Source organism: Streptomyces sp. NPDC048643, assembly GCF_040650615.1.
Taxonomy (GTDB): Bacteria; Actinomycetota; Actinomycetes; order Streptomycetales; family Streptomycetaceae; genus Streptomyces.
Genome location: NZ_JBEZHO010000039.1, coordinates 1 through 18,987 on the forward strand (window position 1 = coordinate 1; position 18,987 = coordinate 18,987).

Annotated in this window: 16 protein-coding genes; 10 read left to right on the top strand and 6 right to left on the bottom strand. The window is 67.7% G+C overall.

Annotated features, from left to right (window positions below; translation table 11 throughout):
• Window positions 1–405 precede the first annotated feature (405 nt).
• Window positions 406–1,626 carry an acetyl-CoA C-acyltransferase gene (locus AB0C62_RS30155; RefSeq protein ID WP_362978479.1) on the bottom strand — a complete coding sequence of 407 codons (1,221 nt, stop codon included), beginning with the start codon at window positions 1,624–1,626 and terminating at the stop codon, window positions 406–408.
• A 44-nt stretch (window positions 1,627–1,670) separates the two neighbouring features.
• The gene (asnB, locus tag AB0C62_RS30160; protein WP_362978481.1) at window positions 1,671–3,494 is read right to left on the bottom strand and encodes an asparagine synthase (glutamine-hydrolyzing); all 1,824 of its coding nucleotides are present in this window, start codon (window positions 3,492–3,494) and stop codon (window positions 1,671–1,673) included.
• Window positions 3,495–4,007: 513 nt separating this feature from the next.
• Here asnB and AB0C62_RS30165 point away from each other — a divergent pair.
• From AB0C62_RS30165 to AB0C62_RS30175, 3 genes are all read left to right on the top strand, one after another.
• Window positions 4,008–4,841, top strand: a complete 834-nt coding sequence (locus AB0C62_RS30165; RefSeq protein WP_362978483.1) for an alpha/beta hydrolase — start codon at window positions 4,008–4,010, stop codon at window positions 4,839–4,841.
• 22 nt (window positions 4,842–4,863) lie between these two features.
• The gene (locus tag AB0C62_RS30170) at window positions 4,864–5,427 is read left to right on the top strand and encodes a WHG domain-containing protein (RefSeq protein WP_362978591.1); all 564 of its coding nucleotides are present in this window, start codon (window positions 4,864–4,866) and stop codon (window positions 5,425–5,427) included.
• A gap of 61 nt (window positions 5,428–5,488) precedes the next feature.
• On the top strand, window positions 5,489–5,926 hold the full coding sequence (locus AB0C62_RS30175) for an SRPBCC domain-containing protein (protein ID WP_362978485.1): 438 nt from the start codon (window positions 5,489–5,491) through the stop codon (window positions 5,924–5,926).
• Window positions 5,927–6,201: 275 nt separating this feature from the next.
• Here the strand turns inward: AB0C62_RS30175 and AB0C62_RS30180 are convergent, their stop codons facing one another.
• Together AB0C62_RS30180 and AB0C62_RS30185 are read right to left on the bottom strand one after the other, a co-directional pair.
• Window positions 6,202–6,423: a hypothetical protein gene (locus AB0C62_RS30180; protein WP_362978487.1), complete on the bottom strand. Its 222-nt coding sequence runs from the start codon at window positions 6,421–6,423 to the stop codon at window positions 6,202–6,204.
• A 20-nt stretch (window positions 6,424–6,443) separates the two neighbouring features.
• Entirely contained in the window at window positions 6,444–6,998 is a 555-nt protein-coding gene (locus AB0C62_RS30185) for an SIS domain-containing protein (RefSeq protein WP_362978489.1), read from the bottom strand.
• Between the two features lie 373 nt (window positions 6,999–7,371).
• Here AB0C62_RS30185 and AB0C62_RS30190 point away from each other — a divergent pair, with 373 nt between their 5' ends.
• A complete protein-coding gene (locus AB0C62_RS30190) occupies window positions 7,372–8,556 on the top strand; it encodes an alkane 1-monooxygenase (protein ID WP_362978491.1) in 1,185 nt (394 codons plus the stop codon).
• Here the strand turns inward: AB0C62_RS30190 and AB0C62_RS30195 are convergent.
• A complete protein-coding gene (locus AB0C62_RS30195) occupies window positions 8,523–9,152 on the bottom strand; it encodes a TetR family transcriptional regulator (protein WP_362978493.1) in 630 nt (209 codons plus the stop codon). The two genes, AB0C62_RS30190 and AB0C62_RS30195, sit on opposite strands and share 34 nt — an antisense overlap.
• A 488-nt stretch (window positions 9,153–9,640) precedes the next feature.
• On the opposite strand from AB0C62_RS30195, the gene AB0C62_RS30200 reads away from it, so the two are divergent.
• The 3 genes from AB0C62_RS30200 to AB0C62_RS30210 all read left to right on the top strand — a co-directional run bounded on the left by AB0C62_RS30200 (window position 9,641) and on the right by AB0C62_RS30210 (window position 15,371).
• The gene (locus AB0C62_RS30200) at window positions 9,641–11,680 is read left to right on the top strand and encodes an MMPL family transporter (protein WP_362978495.1); all 2,040 of its coding nucleotides are present in this window, start codon (window positions 9,641–9,643) and stop codon (window positions 11,678–11,680) included.
• Window positions 11,681–11,943: 263 nt separating this feature from the next.
• Window positions 11,944–14,646, top strand: a complete 2,703-nt coding sequence (locus tag AB0C62_RS30205; RefSeq protein ID WP_362978497.1) for a sigma-70 family RNA polymerase sigma factor — start codon at window positions 11,944–11,946, stop codon at window positions 14,644–14,646.
• A gap of 518 nt (window positions 14,647–15,164) precedes the next feature.
• Window positions 15,165–15,371 (top strand): transposase, encoded by a 207-nt coding sequence (locus tag AB0C62_RS30210; RefSeq protein WP_362978593.1) that lies wholly within the window; start codon window positions 15,165–15,167, stop codon window positions 15,369–15,371.
• A 525-nt stretch (window positions 15,372–15,896) separates the two neighbouring features.
• On the opposite strand, the gene AB0C62_RS30215 is transcribed toward AB0C62_RS30210, so the two are convergent.
• Window positions 15,897–16,850, bottom strand: coding sequence for a redoxin family protein (locus AB0C62_RS30215; protein ID WP_362978499.1), 954 nt, complete (start codon window positions 16,848–16,850; stop codon window positions 15,897–15,899).
• A 168-nt stretch (window positions 16,851–17,018) separates the two neighbouring features.
• On the opposite strand from AB0C62_RS30215, the gene AB0C62_RS30220 reads away from it, so the two are divergent.
• The 3 genes from AB0C62_RS30220 (at window position 17,019) to AB0C62_RS30230 (ending at window position 18,965) form a co-directional block, all read left to right on the top strand.
• Window positions 17,019–17,537 carry a VOC family protein gene (locus tag AB0C62_RS30220; RefSeq protein WP_362978501.1) on the top strand — a complete coding sequence of 173 codons (519 nt, stop codon included), beginning with the start codon at window positions 17,019–17,021 and terminating at the stop codon, window positions 17,535–17,537.
• Window positions 17,538–17,798: 261 nt separating this feature from the next.
• A complete protein-coding gene (locus AB0C62_RS30225) occupies window positions 17,799–18,155 on the top strand; it encodes a hypothetical protein (RefSeq protein WP_362978503.1) in 357 nt (118 codons plus the stop codon).
• A gap of 207 nt (window positions 18,156–18,362) precedes the next feature.
• Window positions 18,363–18,965 (top strand): GPP34 family phosphoprotein, encoded by a 603-nt coding sequence (locus AB0C62_RS30230; RefSeq protein ID WP_362978505.1) that lies wholly within the window; start codon window positions 18,363–18,365, stop codon window positions 18,963–18,965.
• Window positions 18,966–18,987 lie beyond the last annotated feature (22 nt).

Here is an 18,987-nt window from a genome sequence, read left to right on the forward strand (position 1 = left end):
CACGGACTCCCGACCCAAGCCCGTGCCGCGTAGCGGCACAGCAACAAGTCGAGAAGGCCAGAATCCTCGGGCTTCAGCCCGAGGAGCAAGTCAAGCGGGGCACCGCACAGGAGTGAGAGCCCGCACGGCGGTTCAACTGCTGGGCCGGGGTGTCTGTTGGCGCGACTGTCCTCAGAAGAGCGGGTCACCGTGGTCCTCCCCGATGCCGCGGCATTCGGGGTCGTGACGGCTGTCGCTGCGCCGGCGCGAGAGCTCCTGGCAGGGCTGCCGAGACCACCCATGCTGGGGCGGCTTGGGTGGCCGGGAGAACCGGGGAAAGGGCCCGGCTGCACCACCTGACCGCAAGGGACGGCTGTTCGTTCCGGCGGAGCGGAGGCAGGCCCCTGCATGAGTTCGGTGGCGGGCCTACGAGGTGCGTTCCAGGAGGAGGGCCATGCCTTGGCCGCCTGCGGCGACGACGCTGATCAGGGCGGTGCTGAGGTCGTCGTGGCGCAGGGTGGCGAGGGCGGTGGTGGTCAGTCGGGCTCCGGCCGCGCCGTAGGGCTCGCCGAGGGCGATGGAGCCACCGTGGGGGTTCATGCGCTCGGGGTCGAGGTCGAGTTCGGCGCAGTAGGCGAGGACTTGGGCCGCGAAGGGTTCGTTGCCGGCGATGGTGTCGAGGTCTGTCAGAGCCAGGCCGGCCTTGGTCAGAACGGTGTGGGTGGCGGCGACGGGGACCGGGCCCTCCGTCTCGGGGGTGCCCGCGCTGACGGCGGTGGCCAGGATCCGGGCGAGCGGGGTGTGGCCGTGGGCGCGGGCGTATGTCTCGGACATGACGACGACCGCCGCGGCCCCGTCGGACAGCGGGGCGCTGTTGCCTGCGGTGACCCTGCCGTCGGGGCGGAACCGTGGTGGCAGGGCGGCGAGGCTCTGCTCGGTGACCCCGGTGCGGGGGCAGTCGTCGGTGCTGGTGGTGGTGCCGTCCGGGGTTTTGACGGAGACGATGTCGCCGAAGTGGAAGCCCTGGGCGAGGGCTTGTTGGGTGAGGCGGTGGGAGCGGGCGGCGTAGGCGTCCATGTCGGTTCGGGTGATGCCGTACAGGTCGGCGGTGTTCTCGGCGGCCAGCCCCACCGGGATGTAGGGGTCGGGGTGCCCGCCCTGGTCGCGGGGGTCGCTCCAGGGGCCTGCTTCGGCTTGTGAGCGCCGGGCGGTGCGCTGCCCGGCGGTGTGGAAGGCGGGGTTCTCGGTGCCTGGCCAGGTGTCGGAACTGCCGTGGGCAAGGCGGGACTGCGACTCGACCCCGGCCGCGATGACGACGTCGGCGTCGCCGCAGCGCACGGTTTGCGCGGCCATGCGGATGGCCTGGAGTGAGGAGGTGCAGAACCGGTTGACGGTCACTCCGGGTACGTGGTCCCAGCCGAGCAGGACAGCGGCGATCCGGGCGATGTTGAAGCCCTGCTCACCGCCGGGCAGGGCACAGCCCACCATCAGGTCCTGAACGTGGGCAGGTTCCAGGCCGGGGGTGCGGGCCAGGGCTTCGGCGACGGTACGGGCGAGCAGGTCGTCGGGGCGGAGGGTGGCGAGGGCGCCCTTGTGGGCGCGTCCGATGGGCGTTCGGACGGCTGAGGTGATCACGGCGTGCTGCATGGCGGTGTCCTGTGGCTCTTGGAGGGGGTGTCGGAAGTGAGTGGTCAGAGGCGGAGGGTGGGCCGGTGGGTGCGCAGCCACTGGTCCAGGTCCAGGACTAGTTCCAGCCCCTCGCGCGGGAAGCGGTCCGCTCCGGTGGCTTCGAGCAGCATGCTGCGCACGGCGGTGGTGTCCAGCAGGTCGGTGGCGGGGCCGGCGTCGGCCAGCAGGCGCTCCACTTGCCCGGCCAGGGCCGTGCGGTAGGCCGGGTCGCGGACCATCGGGTAGGGGCTCTTGCCCCGGGCCAGCACCGGTTCGGGGAGCAGGTCGGTGACGGCGGCGCGCAGCAGGCTCTTCTCGCGGCCGTCGAACGTCTTGAACTCCCAAGGGGCGTTGAAGACGTACTCGACCAGCCGGTGGTCCAGGAACGGCACCCGCACCTCCAGGCCGACGCCCATGCTGAGGCGGTCGGCGCGGTCGAGGAGGCAGGGCAGGAACCGGGTCAGGTTGAGGTAGCTGTCGCGTCGCAGCGCGGCCTCGGCGGGAGTGGTGCCGGGCAGGTGCTCGATCTCGGTGCAGGCCGTGCGGTGGAGTTCGGCGCGGTGTGCGGGCAGGTCCAGGGCGGCGGCCAGGGCCGGGTCGAGCAGTCGGGTCAGGTCGGCGCGGCCCAGCACGGAGTCCCAGGGAAAGGATTTTGCGGTCGCAGCCTGGGGGGTGAACCAGCGGTAGCCGCCGAAGAGTTCGTCGGCTCCGTCACCGGCCAGGGTGACCGGGAAGTCCTCGCGCACCGCGCGGTACAGCTGGAGCAGGGAGGTGTCGAAGTCTCCGAGGGTCAGCCCGTCGCGCAGCAGGCCGACCCGGGCACGGTGGGCGGGGTCGGCGAGCGTGCCGGCATCCAGTCGTACCCGGCGGTGCACGCTGCCGAGGTGACCCACCATCATCTCGGCGTAGGGGCCGTCCGGGTCGCGCCGTATGGCGTCCGCGCTGGATGCCTGGTTGCCGAGGTCCACCGACAGGGTGTGCAACGTCTCGGCCGCGGGCCGGGCCAGTGCGGCAATCGCGCTGGAGTCCAGGCCGCCGGACAGCAGGACGCTCACCGGCACGTCGGCGGCCAGTTGTCCGGCGACCGCCTCCTCCAGCAACTGCCGTACCCGCGCGATGGTGGTGGGCAGGTCGTCGCGGTGCTCGACCGGCGTCAGCGACCAGTAGCGGTGGGTGCGCGTACCCTGCCCGGTGATGGTGACCACGGTGCCGGGGGCGACCTCGTTCAGACCGGCGAAGGCGCTGCGGCCGGGTGTTTTGATCATGGGGTGGGTGGACAACAGCAGTTCCCGCAAGCCCTCCAATTCCAGTCGTGTGGCCACCGCAGGGTGCGCCAGCACCGCTTTGGGCTCGGAGCCGAACACCACCGCGTCGCGGATTCGGGTGTAGCTCAGCGGCTTGATGCCGAACCGGTCCCGGGCCAGCGTCAGCCGTCGCGCGTCCGGCTCCCAGGCGGCGTAGGCGAACATGCCTTCCAGCCGGGCGGGTGCCTGTTCACCCCAGGCGTCGATCGCGTGGAGTACGACCTCGCTGTCGCTGCGAGTCGTGAACCGGTGCCCGAGGGCGGCCAGTTCCCTGCGCAGCCCGGCGTGGTTGTAGACCTCACCGGTGAACGCCACCGCCAGCTTCGTCCGGCCGCCGCGCGCCAGGAGCATCGGCTGGCGACCGCCGACCAGGTCCACGGTGGCCAGCCGGGTGTGTCCCAACCCGGCAGCATCCCCGGCCCACACCGCCGAGGCGTCCGGCCCCCGGCACGCCAGGGTCTCAGTCATCTCCTTCAGCGAAGTGTTCTCGGTGCCCGGGGGCACACTGCCCGCGAACCCGGCGTAACCAACCAGCCCACACATCGTCGAACATCCCTCTGATCCCCAGCGCGGGGCCGGCCGTACGATCCCGATCCAGGGCTTTCGCCCCATCGCGGCTACCGCGCGCGCAAGACGAAAACCCCAGGCCGGACCCAGTAACCGGCCATCACCACGGGAACGATCAAGAAGCGCTCGGGTTACTCCCTCGGTCGCCGCGTCGGCCTCCTGCCCTGTGCGGCGCGGTCCCAGGGGCGCCACGGAGCGCTCCCTCCTCTGCATCGGCTCGATCCGCCGCAGCGGGGCCTTCCGCGCGGAGTCATTTGCCGGTTCTGTCCCAGATCTTGGAGAGCGACCGCGGAGCGTGAAGCTCTTGTTCGATTGGGAGTGTCCCTTCAACCGCCCATCCCACCTGTCCCTGACGCCGTCGATTTTCCGGTCCGTCCCTGTTCGGACCCCGCCTGGCCCCGTTATCGCGGGGTTGACCTTCAGGCTAAAGCTGATAGCTTTTAGCTAATGCAGTTAGCTTCGGGTTCGGCGGGCCATACGGAGGTAGTCGTGACTGAGTTCCTGAACGTCAACGGTGGGACCATCGCGTACGAGGTGAGCGGCGTCGCCGGGCCGTTGGTGGTGGTTGCCCACGGCATGGGCGACAGCCGCGAGGCCTATCGGTTCTTCACCCCGGCCCTGGTGGAAGCCGGGTACCGGGTCGCCGCGGTGGACCTGCGCGGCCACGGTGAGTCCAGCGTCGGGTGGGCGTCCTACACCCGCACCGACCTCGCGGGAGACCTGATCGCCCTGGTGGAACATCTCGGCGAGCCGGCGGTGCTCGTCGGCCACTCCATCGCCGGGGGTGCGGTCACGATCGCGGCGGCCAAGGCACCGCAGCTCATAACCGCGCTGGTCGAGCTCGCCCCCTTCACCCGAAAGCAGCAGGTCCGGCTCGGTGACCTGCGGGTGGCCAGCTACCGTCGCGGCGCGACCCATCTCATGGGCACCACGATTTTCGGCAGCACACGGCAGTGGGCCAAGTATTTGGACGTCGCCTACCCCGGCTCCAAGCCCGCGGACTTCGACACGCGCATGGAGCAGATCATCGCGATGCTGGATGAGCCCGGCCGGATGAAGGTTCTGCAGGCGATGGGCAAGATTTCCCCCGTCGACGCAGGTGAACAGCTGGGCAACGTCACCTGCCCGGTGCTCATCGTGCAGGGCAGCCTCGACCCTGACTGGGCCTCACCGCAGGCCGAGGGCGAGGCGATCGTCGCTGATCTGCCGACCGGTCTGGGCCGGCTGGAGATGATCGAGGGGGCCGGTCACTACCCGCATGTCCAGTTCCCCCGGCAGACCCTCACCGCAGTTCTGGCCTTCCTGGCCGGTGTCGGTGCCTAGGGCAGGCCTGGACGCGGCCACGATCGTTGCCACCGGCGCCGCGCTCGCCGACGAGATCGGCTTCAACGAGCTGACCATGGGCCGGCTGGCCGAGCGGCTCGGGGTGCGCGCCCCGTCGCTCTACAAGCACATCGCTGGCCAGGACGACCTCCACCGGCGCATCGCGGCGCTCGCCTTCGACGAGGCCGGCGTCGCGATCGGCACGGCCATCCAGGGCCGTGCCGGGCGCGACGCCTTGGCCGCCGCCGCCGGCGCGCTCCGCGACTTCGTGCTCACCCACCCAGGCCGGTACGCGGCCACTCTGGGCCTCACGCCATCGGGGCCCGACGACCCGGTCATGCTCGCCGGCAGACGAGGGATCGGACCCTTCGCAGCGGTTCTGCAGGGATACGACATTCCCCCGCAGGAGATGACCCACGCGTTGCGGGCCGTGCGCAGCGTCTTCCACGGCTTCGCCAGCCTTCAGGCGTCCGGCGGATTCCAGTGGTCCACCGACATCGGCGAGAGCTTCGACTATCTCATCGACCTCGTCGATCGTGGCCTTCGCTCCGCCGCAGTCACAGACCCCGCCGATCATCGCCGGTAGAGCGCACGCTCGCCGAACTGTCAGCCCTCCCGCACCGCACCCGCCAGAAGTGGAAACCGTCATGGACGCAGTGCCCACCGCCGTCATCGACATAGATGCCACCCCGGAAGCCGTGTGGAGCGTCCTCACCGACTTCGCCACCTGGGGTGAGTGGAGCAACTTCTCCGCAGCCGAGGGAGCCGCTCAAGTGGGAAGCAGGCTCACCATGCGCATGCCGGGCATGACCTTCAGGCCAACGGTCACCGTCGCGACACCCGGCCAGGAGTTGCGGTGGGCCGGCACACTCGGCACGAAGCGCCTGTTCCATGGCCAGCACTCCTTTGTCCTCTCCTCCAACCAGGACGGCACCACCCGTGTGACCAACCGCGAGGAGTTCTCCGGCGCCTTGACGACCCTGGCCCGACGGTTCCTCAAGACGCCCAAGCACGACGGGTACGCCGCGTTCAACACCGGCCTCAAGCAGCGGGTGGAAGGCCTCACCGAGTCCAGAACGGGGTGACGACGCCCTCACCTACCAGCTGCCGGCGGGTCATGCTCCCTGCGCTCATCAACTCCGGTGTGATGCGCGAACGGAGTGGTGGCTGGGGCGGTCGCGGTGGATGCTACCGGGTGACCGGCAACGACGAGCGGAGAGCAGGCTAAAGCCTGTCTTTGACTGAGCGGACCACGAGGCAGAAGTCCCAGAGGTTCGACGTTGGCGAAGCGGGGTTCATTCAGCATGGCCTGGACGACACTTCGGTGTGCGCTGCGGCCTTTGACGCTCGGTACCGGTCGTCAGGGTGTTTCTCGGGAAGGCTGTGTCTCGTCGGCGAGTGGCATGATGCGCACGGCGGTCGCCCGGGCCTGGTCGGTGGCGGCGATCCCATCCGAGCCGGCACCGTACTTGCGGACGTGGGCGCGGTCGCCGGCGTCGTGGATCGCGGGCTCGTCCTCCGGTGCGGCACGGTCGAAACGCACAGGGACGGTCTGCCCGCTGTAGCGGATCGAGACGGCCATCGGCCGCGAGCCGTCCGCGATCAGACCAGGCCAATGCGGCGTGCTGTGTCCTCGTTGTGCTGCATGTGCTGGTGGGCCTCACTGCCGAGCGCGGCAATGGTGCCGGCGACGACGGTCTCGATGACGGCGAGGGTGGGGACCAGACTGTCGTACGGGGAAGGGGTGGTTACCTGGCTGGGCAGGACGACTTCGGCGTGGGAAGCGGTGGGTGAGAGCCAGGTGTCGGTGAACACGATGACCTTGCCGCCGTGTTCCTGAGTCAACTGTGCCATGGCTAGCTTGTCGTGCTCATAGCGGCGGTAGTCGAAGATGACGAGGACGTCCCGGCGGTTGAGTGTGGCGAGCACGGCGGTACGCTCGACGTCGCGCTCGGGCAAGAAGCGGATGTCGTCGCGCAGTTGCATGAGGTGCAGGCCGAGGTACTGGGCCAGGAGGTTGGTGAAGCGGCCTCCAGCGAGGGTGATGCGTTTCTTGCGGTCGGACAGCAGGCTGATGGCGATTTCGAGGTCGTGCGGCGGCGTCTCGGCGAGAGTTCGGGCGACCGCTGTGGTGAACAGCTTGCTGCTGGGGGCCATGAGCCCGGCGGCGGAGTCGGTTGCGCCGGAGTGGTGGCAGACAGGGCAACGGCTGCACCGGCTGCCATAGCGGCACCCACGAGACGTGCGGTCATGGCGTGTTCCCTTCGTTCGAGGCGGGCTCGAATGTGTGGGAACGCATTCCGTCAGGGATGAGGCGTTAGTTTCACCTTCGGTCGGACAATCTTCGTGAGAGGCCGTGAGATACCGAGGTACCTCCGGCATAACTGATGGCCCGTCAAAACGTTGACGCAGCGCCCCCTCTTGTTGTCCCAGGGGTCTCCCACGAGAGTCACTCCATCGTCGAAGAAGCGCGCGCTCCCCACCGGCATCTCCTCGCGCCGGTGCCGCGTGCACTGCCGAAGGAGTCACCGTGTCCGAAGCCGCGCATCCTCCCCCTCGGGCCCACTGGCGCGACCCGAAGCGCCCGTACTGGCTGCTGGGGCTCGCGGTACCGACCCTGCCGTTCCAGGCGGGTGGGCTGGCAGCCATCACCGGCCTTGACGTCTTCTGGTGGTGGGGGCCGTTCTTCGCCTTCATCCTGCTCCCGCTCGCCGACCATCTCATCGGCGACGACGGCAGCAATCCACCGGAGACGGCCTACGCCCGGCTGGACGCGGATCGCTACTACCGCTGGTGCACCTACCTCTACCTCCCTCTCCAGTACGGTGCGCTGGTGTGGTCGTGTACTCGCTGGGCCGACGGCGGCCTCGGTCCCGTCGCGGCCCTGGGCCTGACGGCCTCCACCGGCGTCGTCGCGGGGGTCGCCATCAACACCGCGCACGAGCTGGGCCACAAGCGTGAGCACCTGGAGCGCTTGCTCAGCCGCATCGCCTTGGCGCAGGGCTGTTACGGCCACTTCTACGTCGAGCACAACCACGGCCACCACATCCGCGTCGCTACCGCAGAGGACCCGGCGAGTTCCCGCCTGGGTGAGAGTTTCTGGAGGTTCCTTCCCCGCGCCGTCGCCGGGTCCCTCCTCTCCGCCTGGCGCCTGGAAGCGCGACGCCTGCGGAGGAGGGGCCACCGAGTGGTCGGCCGCCACAACGACGTGCTGACCTCCTGGCTGACATCACTGACCCTGTTCACCGCGCTCGCTGCGGCTTTCGGCCCCAACGTACTTCCCTTCCTGGTCGGCCAGGCCGTGCTCGGATTCTCTCTCCTCGAGAGTGTCAACTACCTTGAACACTATGGTCTGTTGCGGGAGCGCCGACCCGATGGACGCTACGTCCGAGTGGCTCCTCGGCACAGCTGGAACAGCGATCACACCGTCAGCAACCTTTTTCTCTTCCAGCTCCAGCGCCATTCCGACCACCACGCCAACCCCCTGCGCCGCTACCAGACGCTGCGCCACTTCGACGAAGCCCCACGGCTGCCCTCCGGATACGCCAGCATGATCGTGCTCGCCTGGATTCCGCCCTTGTGGCGGCGTGTCATGGACCCCAAACTGCTCGCGCACTACGGCGGCGACGTAACGCGCGCCAACCTCGCTCCCGCGGCGCGAGTCCGACTGCTCCGCCGATATCAGGCCGGTGCCAGCACCGCGAGCACGGCCTGAGTGACCAGCTCAGGGACATGGTCGGGCTCTGCCGCCGGAAGCAGCATGTGGCTGAGCGTCAGCCGTACCGCGACATCAGCGGCGTCGGCCGTCCGCCAAGCGCCGCCCGTGGGTTCCCGGCCTATCAGCCAGGCCTGCAGCAGAGAGCGCGCCGAGTCGAAGATCGGATCCGGGCGGCTTGCCAGAAAGGGAAGCAGCCCATCCGTACCGTGGCGTGCGGCACGCAGAACTGCGCTGATCAGAGGGTTGTCGGCGCTCTCGTTCAGCGCGTACGACACCGCCCCGAGGAGGCAGGCCGCCACGTCGTTGCCTGGGCCTTCCAACGCCTCGGCGACTCCCCGCAGGAAGTTGTCCGTCTCCCGCTCAACGAGAGCGCGTCCAATTCCCGCGCGGTCACCGAACTCCTTGTATATCGACGGCCGGGACACCTCGGCCCGGCCGGCCAGGTCCGCAACCCTTACCCTGTCCCAGCCACGGACGGATGCCAGCTCCCCTGCGGCCTCCAGCACCTGTTCGCGCATCCGCCGGCGCCAGGCCACGCGAGGCGAATCCGCGCCCGTCCCCTCATGATGCCGCGCGAGATCACCCTGCGTCATAGGCGCAGCCTCTCACGGGAATCACCGTCTCGACAGGCCCAACTGCCGTTCGCGGAGCGCGCACGGGCGGCCGCACGCGGAGGCGGGGGGAACAGCTCTGGCACTCACGCCACCCGAGCGCTGGTCAGGACCTTCGACCCGTCCAGGTCGGCCAGCTTCGGCCCGATGAAAGTACGGGCTGCGTCGGAAGGCTGGCTCACCTGCGTGGCCTGGATTGGCAGACCCGCTGCCCAGCGGAGCAAAGTTCCGTGAACTGCGGGGAAGCCTTGCGCGCTGCTCTCACCACGACGGACGGGGCGGATAGGACACGAACTCGCTCGCCGGGGGAGCACCCTGGCCGGACAGTCCAGCCCCAAAAATAGCCTGCATGGGCGTTTTCAAAGGGTCCAGAAGCCGGGCGCAGGGTGTGAGACGCGGTGATCCGTGGCAGACGACCATGACCGTGCGTCGAGGCTGTGGACCGTGACTGTGAGGGCTGGCTTGTGCGGGTGCTGACCGACTTTGTTCTACGTCACCGACTGCTCGTCCTTGTCGCCTGGTTGTTGCTCGCCGTGATCGGTGGCTATGCCGCCCCGAAGGCCACGGCGGCACTGAGCTATGACTTCGGCCTGCCCGGCAAGCCGGGGTATGAGACGAACAAGCAGCTGGTGGAGCGTTTTGGATCGGGCGGGGACAACGCCCCGGTGCTGCTCGTCGTCGGCGACGGGCACCGGCACGTCCCGTCCGGGGCCGCACGCTCCTTGGCCGATGCGGTCGACCGCGCGGCACCGGGCGCCCGGGTGGCCTCGTTCGCTGATCAGCCCTCCCTCCTCTCAAAGGACGGCCGCACCGGCGTTCTGCTGATCTACCCCAAGCCCGTACCGGGCCCCGACCCCTACGCTGCGGCCCTGCCGGCCTTGGAGAAGGTCGCCCGGCAGGCCGCGGTGCCCACCCGCGTGACCGGCCAGGACGCCCTGGCGTCGGAAGAGGGCGGTGGCGGTGCCGGAGTGCTGGCCGAGACGTTGTTCGGTGGCCTGGGGGCCTTGGTCGTACTGCTGCTCGTGTTCGGATCCGCCCTGGCCCTCATGCCCCTGATCATCGCGGCCGCCTCCATTCTCACGACCTTCCTCATCGTGTGGGCGCTGACCGGACTGACCGACGTCTCGTTCATCGTCCAGTACCTCCTGGCCCTGATCGGGCTGGGCGTGGCCATCGACTACGCCCTGTTGATCGTCACACGATGGCGTGAGGAAAGAGGCAGGGGAGCCGATCCGGACGAAGCGGTCCGGCGCAGCATGGCGACAGCAGGCCGGTCGGTGTTGTTCTCCGGCGTGACCGTGGCAGTGAGTCTGGCCGCACTGATCGCGCTTCCTGTTCCCTTCCTGCGCAGCGTCGGCTTCACCGGGCTCCTCATTCCGCTGGTCAGCGTGATCGCCGCCCTCACCTTGCTGCCGGCTCTGCTCCGCACCGCAGGAGGTCGTCTGGAGTGGCCCCGTCGTCGCTCCACCAGCCCGGATAGCAAACTGTGGCGCGGCGTCGGAACCGTTGTCGTCCGTCACCGCTGGTCCGCCGGCGTTGGCGCCACCCTCGTGCTCCTGGCACTGGCAGCCCCTGTTCTGGGCCTCAGGCTGGGAGAGCCCACTGCTGCTTCGCTGGCCTCCCGCGGAGGTCCGGCAGCCGAAGCTCTCGAACGGGTCGACGACGCCGGTCTCGGCGCCGGACTCGTTCACCCTGTCGAAGTGATCACCACGGATGTGAGCGGGGTCCACCGGGCGCTCGAGAACGTCTCTGGGGTGGCCGGCAGTACACAGCCCGCCTCGTGGGAGCGAGGGGACGAGGCCGTCGTCGATATCTGGACCAACGACGATCCGTCCACCGCGTCAGGCAGGCGAGCCGCCGCCGACATCCGCACAGCTGCGGAACAGACCGGAGCACAGGCCGGCGGAGGGCCGGCACAGGACGCCGACTTCCTCAGCGCCGTCTACGGCAACGCCCCATGGATCGTGGCCATCATCGTGCTGATGACGTTTCTTCTGCTGGCCAAGGCACTCCACTCGTTCTGGCTGCCGGTCAAAGCCCTGATCCTCAACATCCTCTCCCTGGGCGCCGCATACGGGATCACCGTCCTCATCTGGCAGCACGGACTGGGCACCGAGGCACTCTTCGGTCAGTCCGCCTCGGGTGCGATCACCGTATGGATCCCGATTGCCGTCTTCGCGTTCTTGTTCGGGCTGTCCATGGACTACGAGGTGTTCCTACTGTCCCGTATCCGCGAAGAACACGACCACGGAGCCGACACCGACACCGCGACCATCAACGGAGTCGCCCGGACCGGCCGCCTGGTCAGCTCCGCCGCCCTCATCCTCTTCCTGGCCTTCATCGCCCTGTCCCGCGTTCCCGCCACCGACGTCAAAATCCTCGCCACCGCGCTCGCCCTGGGCATCGTCATCGACGCGACCATTGTGCGCGGCATCCTCGCCCCCGCCCTCGTAGCCCTCCTCGGCCCCGCCAACTGGTGGAGGACCCCCCTGCCGCGTAACCACCGATGAGAAGCACCGCAGGCAGCAATCGAGAACGCAATGTCCCGTCGGCGGTGGGACCGCGGCACCGGCGAAGGCGCCTACAGGACTGACGGCACAGTGTCCTGGACGTGCTCGACGCCGATGCGAGCTGCCGCTGAGGGGCGGTCGTCCGGTGACGAGGAAGGCGGGCCGGGTGCGAAAAGTGTTATGCCCGGGGCGCCCGTTCGTCTCCTGCTGCGACAACCGCTCACCAGAACAGCAACAGCTGTTCTTGTCCGAGGATGTATCGCATGCGACATGACGGGTCCGACAGGACCGACTCGTTTCCGGACCGCCGCACGGTCGAGGCAGCCCGCGACGGGGACGCCGGGGCCGTCGAACGGCTCACCGCAGGCGTCCTGCCACTGGTCTACAACGTGGTCGGGCGGGCGGCGGAGGCCGACCTCGACGTCGACGACATCGTGCAGGACACCATGGTCGCGGTGATCCGCGCGCTGCCGGACCTGCGGGACACGGCGAAGTTCCGCTCGTGGCTGGTGGCCATCGCGGTCCGCCAGCTCACCGACGCCCGGCGCCGGGCGCGGTCCAGCCGGATGACGACTCTGGAGCACGCCGACGAACGGCACGCGCCGGAACCCGACTTCGCGACTCTCTTCCTGCTGCGGCAGTCGCTCTCCGCCGAGCAACGGCAGGTCGCCGCGGCCACCGCGTGGCTCGACCCCTCGCACCGGGATCTGCTGTCGCTGTGGTGGCTGGAGGCGTGCGGACGGCTGTCCCGCAAGGACATCGCGGCGGCCATGAACCTTTCGGCGGCTCATCTGGCGGTCCAGGTCCAGCGGATGAAGACCCAGCTGGAAGTGGCGCGGACGGTCGTCCGGGCGTTGTCCCGCACCCCGCGTTGTGGGGAGCTGACCGAGCTCGCCGGGCCGGGCGACCCGGCTCCCAGCACCCTGCTGCGCAAGCGAATCGCCCGGCACCTCCGCTCCTGCGAGCCGTGCGGTCAGCCCACCGGCCGGCTGGTGCCGCCCGAGCGGCTGCTCGCGGGTCTGCCCCTGCTCATACCGGGCCGCACGGGGGATCTTGGAGCGGCCGGGTGGACCGGCCCGGTCGGGGACGGTGCCGCCGGAGCCGGGAGCCACCCCCACCCGGCCGCAGCGGTCCGGCACACCGCTTCCCGGCCGGCGCCCCGCGGGCACGGCCGTCGCACGTCAGGCCGCCCGCGTGACGACCACGGTGTCCTCGTCAAACTCTCCGCCAAGGCGACGGGCGCGACCGTCGCCGCCGGGGTGGCCGCGCTCGTCGCGACGGTCCTCGTCATGGTCCCGTCGGGGGCGGACTACTCCGCCGGCGCGCGGAGTACGGCCTCCCAGGCACGTCCACCGATGATGACGACGCCCGCCCCCGCGGAGAACCGCACCCTCGCCCCTTCCCCCGTTGCCGCGCCCGTCTCCCGCACGTCTGCGCCCGCGAAGACTCCCGCACCCACCTACTTCGTGAGCGCTACCGGAAGCGATTCCAACCCCGGCACGTCGGCCGCATCGCCATTCCGCACCCTCCAGAAGGCGGCGGACCTGGCCGGCCCCGGCGACGTCGTCGCCGTCATGAACGGCACGTACACCGAACCCCGCAAAGGCTCCAACGTGCTGACCATCAAACGCTCGGGGCGTCCGGGAGCTCCCATCACCTTCACGGCGTATCCCGGCCACCGGCCCGTCCTGAACCCGAAGACGGCCTGGAACGGCATCAGCGTCTACGGCGCGTCCCACATCGTCATCAAGAATCTGGAGGTCAAGGGCAACAACGCCGACCTGTCCCTGGCCGACGCCGAACGCTCGTCGAGCAAGACCGACCCCACGTACAACACCAACTGCATATCCGTGGAGAAGAACCGGGAGTCCGGCGCGTTCCCCCACCACGTCGACATCATCGGCAACCTGGTACACGACTGCCCGGGCGGCGGAATCTCCGCGATCGAGGCCGACCACGTCGACATCATCGGCAACCACGTCCACTCCAACGCATGGTTCACCGTCTACGGCAGCAGCGGCATCTCCATCCTCACCCCCCGCGACACCGGCGCCAGCGACCCCCGGACGTACAAGATCCGCATCGCCGGCAACCGCGTCCACGACAACGAGACCAAGGTCAAGTGGGAAGGCTGCCGCTGCTATTCCGACGGCAACGGCATCATCGTCGACACGACGAAGGGCGACCCCGGGCGCGGGAGGCCCGCCTACAACGGACGCGTCCTGGTCGCCAACAACATCAGTTACGACAACGGCGGTTCAGGTATCCACGCCTACAAGAGCCAGCACGTCGACATCGTCCACAACACGGCCTACCTCAACGGCCGCAGCACCCGCATCACAACGCCCTACGCCAACATCTTCGCCAACGACAGCACCGACGTACGGCTCCTCAACAACATCGCCTACGGCCGCCCCGGCCAGGCCACCAACAGCAAGTCCCACAACGTGAACGTCACGTACGACTACAACGTCTACTTCGGCGGCAAAGCACCCGAGACCAAAGGCCCGCACGACATCATCGCCGACCCGAAGTTCACCGCCCCCGGCACGAGCCCGAACGCGGATTTCCGCCTCACCAAGGGCTCACCCGCCATCGGATCGGCCATCCCGCTCCCGGCCCTCACCGCCGAGTTCGCCGGGGTGAGGCGAAATGGCGGCGCGCCGGACCGGGGCGCCTACAGATTCGGAACAGCCGCAGGGGCCGCCACGGGGGGCAGCGAGTCGGTGGCGACAGGACAGACAAGCCCTGACAGGGCCCACGGCGCGGGCGCGGGTGCCACGCGCGGAAGCGGCACGACCTTCGGCGCGGCCGGCGACGATGACTCTGGCCTTTCGGCCCACGGCGGCAGGGAACCGCTGGCGCAGACCGGCGGATCGGATCCGGTGCTGCCGCTGGGCATCGCCGCGGGCGTCCTGGTCACCGGGGCCGGTCTGCTCGTGCTCGCCCGGCGCAGGCGTTCCTGACGCGGCCGGGACGTCCCCGGCGCTGTGCGGATCGCAGAGGCAGGAACGGTTCGACCGTCCGGGATTGCCTTGGCACAGCGCCGGAGCGCGTACGGCCTGACACGGCTTGTTCTTCACTCGGCGTCTGAGTGCCTGGGCGGGAGGCGAACGGCACTCGCGGTGCCGGCCAGGACGCTGACGACGGCCTGCGACGTTTTTGCGGGCTTGTATTTAGCTTGACCGGGCCGTGCCTGACGGACTCGCAGGTGGTGGGGCGCGGGTCCGTGCGCCCTCTGTTTTCGACGACGCGGTTCTGCGCCACGGCGCTGGCCACAGTGGTGGTGATTCTGGGCGGTCCGGCTCGGCAGGTGTTGGCTGGGGGATTGATGATCATGGTGCTCCCTGGAGTCTAGAAGGGGGACTTCGACCGTCGTCCAGAATCCGCTCGCCATCTGCTCCTGAAAGGAGTACGGAAGAGATTCTCCTGGCAGGACAACCGAGACCTGGTGAGGGCCCACACCCCGCTCGGCGGTCCCATCGTGGTGGTTTGGGGCAATATCAACACCCACCTGGCAGCGGGCTTGAAAGAGTACGAAGCCGAGCACGACTGGCTCACCACCGTCCGTCTCCCCTCATACGCACCCGACCTGAACCCCGTCGAGGCCGTCTGGTCACTCGCGCGCAGGGCCATGGCCACCACCGCCCTCGACACACCCCACGACCTCGACCGCACACTCCGCCGCTAGTTACGCAGGATCCAACTCCGCCCCCACCTGACCGGCGGCTGCCTCACCGCCACCGGCCTGGCAATCGACCCACCGACCTCACCCTGAAACCTCAGTAACGGAGTCCCCTTGGTGCTCCGACTGGGAACGGTCACCGGAATGTTGCTGATCGTCCTCGCGCCGATTGGATGTGACGACACATCCCTGCTGCTTGCCGTCCGTGGGTTACGACTTCGGGCGTCGATTCGTTCGGCTCCCGAGGAAGAGGACAAGCGCAGTGATCGCCGTCAGGCCCACGACGACCGCCGCCGCCTGGACCTCCAGAATGGCAAGCCCGGCCAACAGAGCCAGAGACAGGAGGCACCCGATCATGGCTTGGCGATGGGTCGGGGTCCTTCGCTGGGGTTCCCTCCAGGGGCTTCCCTCGTGGTACGTCATTGCCTGCCTCCGACTGCTGTGTCTGTCTCCCGCGCGCAACCTGTGTGGCCTGGTCCATGGCAACCCTGCGACAGCGTCCGACGCCTGTGCGGTGAAGGACCGCTTGGCTCATCCGAAGGTGAATACGTACGCCAATGCGCCTGGCTGGCTGAACGTGATCTGAAGCCGTCGCTCGCCGACAGTGCCGTTCGTGCGGATCAGTTGGTAGAGACGGCTCTCGTCGAGTGTGCCGTTGCCGTCGGCATCGACATCCACACCGTGCGAGCGCCCGGGTGCTTCGCCATCAAGGAGCACACGGAACTCTATGGGTTCCAGTGTCTGCCTGGTCAGCACAAGGTGCGCGTCGCGGGCCAGGAACTGGCAGGCGATGCTGCCGCCGGGTTGGTCGAGCTGAACGAACTCCTGTCTGACCGTCCATGTACCGGCGAGTGCCCAATGCTTTGACTGCAGGGGTTCAGGGGTTTCGTACACACGAGGTGCGTTCAGCACCACTCCGTTCGGTGCTTCGAAGTTCTCTGTGCGGATGAATCCGAGGTATGTCTCGGGTGTGAGGAGGTGGGCCCAGTCCGCATCGGCCTCCACCCCGTCTCCCTCGGGCGAGACTGGGTAGCGTGCAATGCCGAGCATCTGCTGGATGAGGTATTCGGACTCCGTGTAGTGGCCTTCGCCGAAGTGATGGTCTTGAATTCTGCCGTTATCGTCGATGAAGTAGAGTGCCGGCCAATATTGGTTGCCGAAAGCCCGCCAAATTGTGTAGTCGCTGTCGACAGCCACCGGATACGAGATTCCACGCTGAGCCACTGCCTGCCGTACGTTGTGGATGTCGTGCTCGAACGAAAACTCTGGCGTGTGAACTCCGATGATAACGAGACCTTTGTCCTGGTAGGCCTGTGACCAGGCGCGCACGTATGGTTGAGTCCGCAGCCAATTGATGCAGCTCAGTGTCCAGAATTGCACAAGAACGGTATGTCCCCGGAGAGCGGGAGGATCGAGCGGTTCGGAATTGATCCACTGGGTTGCACCGTCGAGTGCGGGCATATGTGAACGATTGAGCAGCATCATCCGAGGCCTCCCTGGCCGCTGACTCCCTGCCGTCAAGGATGCGATGATCCGGCGGGCATCGCCCCCGGGAAAACCCCTGGGAAAGACGCTTCGAGGGGTGTGATCGCCGGGTTTGACCGCTGCGGATTCTGTCGGCCGGACCGGACCGTGGATGAAAGAGTGAGTTCAGTGCGGCCACTGATCTGCGAGCGTAAGCTGGATGGCACGCTTCACGAACTCAGGGCGGGTGAAATGATGAATGCAGGCAAGCAGGAAATTCCGATGACCCTCGAGGTGGTCGTCATACCAGTCGCTGACGTGGACCGTTCCGTTCGGTTCTACCAGCGTATGGGCTGGCGGCTCGATGCCGACTACGAGGCCGGCCCCGAGTACCGGGTAGTTCAGCTGACGCCGCCGGGTTCCAAATGCTCTATTCAATTCGGTCGCGGTGTCACCTCGGTGGCGCCAGGTTCTGCCCAGGGAATGTGTCTGGTCGTGTACGACATCGATCGAACTCGAGTCGAGCTGGCGAGCGTGGGGATTGACGTGAGCGATATTTTCCACCGCGTCTATGATTCCGGAGTCCAAGAACAGGTTGATGGTCCAGACCGGAACAGTCTGAATTATCACTCGTTCGCGACATTCAGCGATCCGGACGGAAACGTTTGGCTGCTTCAGCAAGTACAGGAGCATCTGGCGGGACGTTAGGAGTCGGTAGATGAACGGGCAGAGCGCTTAATAGGTCCGCATCACTCGACTGCGAGACCTGTGGCCGTTCTCAGGTCGGGGTGAGGCATCTTTCGATGTCGACTGCCGCGGAGGTACGTCATGATGAGAGCTGCGCGTCCGATTCTCTGCGGAACCATCGCTGGTGCCGCAGGAACGACTGCGCTCAATATTGCAGGCTACGCCGACATAGCTATACGAGGTCGTCCTGTTAGCGCAACACCCGAGGACACGGTGCGCCAAGTGGCTGCGAAGCTGAGGGTGCGGATTCCAGGTGAAGGGCCGGTCCTGGAAAATAGGATAACCGGGCTTGCGGCATTGACGGGATTTTCCGTGGGGCTGGGTATGGGGATGGGGTTGGCGTTGGCTCGGGCCATCGGGTGGCGCCCATCCAAGATTTCCTGCTGTGTCGTGAGCTCATTCGGTGCGCTGATCGTCACGAACGCGCCGATTATTGTTTTGGGGCTGACTGATCCACGGACGTGGGAAGGGATGGACTGGATTGCGGACATCATCCCTCATGTTGCCTATGCCGTTGTGACCACAGAGGTCCTGGACAGATTGGAAGCGCCTCGCCAGCGGGAGCCCGGCGGCCTGTGAGGTCTCCAGTGGCGGATGGCCGCCTATCGGCTACCGTCCCTTCCTCTGCGCCCGAGGCCGTCCGCCTGCAGTGCCGGGGGTAATGCCGGGGGCGACGGAGTGCTCCAGAGGAGCAACCTGAAGGAGCAACCCCTGAATCAGGCGGTCAGCGGGCGGTCAGGCTCACTGTTTACCGTCGCCCAGGACGGATTGACCGTTAGGTTCCTTATGACTACGCCTCGAGACCTCCTTATCGTCACCCTGGACATTGCCGGCCAGCGGCCCATCGAATCGGGTGAACTGTCGTTGGCGCTGGCGGGAGCAGAACTCATCGACCTCTTGCAGTCCCCGACGATCCGCCTGGATGGTGGTCGCATCGTGCCGGGTCATCTGCCCGGGCCCGCGGATCATCTCTTGGAGGTGGCGGCCGCCGCCCTTGTCATGGAAGAGCCACATGAATCGGTTAGTGACTGGCTGTGGAGGAGAGGAAAGTCTCTGGCCGGAACTTACGTTGCGGTCCTGGAATCAGAGGGGGTGATCGCACGCGAAGGGCGTACTCGCTTCCAAGAGGGATGGCGAGTTGTCGTCGAGTCCCCTTCTCGTCGCAAGGCGGCCGATCGCTGGGCTAGTTCAGAGCCTGTCCTTGTCACTCTTGCTGATTTTCTTGGCATTCACAGCAAAGATGACAGGGGCGTTGGAGGCGTATCCAACTACGCGGTACAGACGGTGCTGGCTGCCGTTGCTGACGCTTTGGTGGAACTGGACTGGGAGCGGCAGCGTCGCGCCATTGAGCAGGTGGGATTCGACAACATCTGGCGTGGCCCGGAGTAGGCTCCGGCGACGGCTTGGCGGC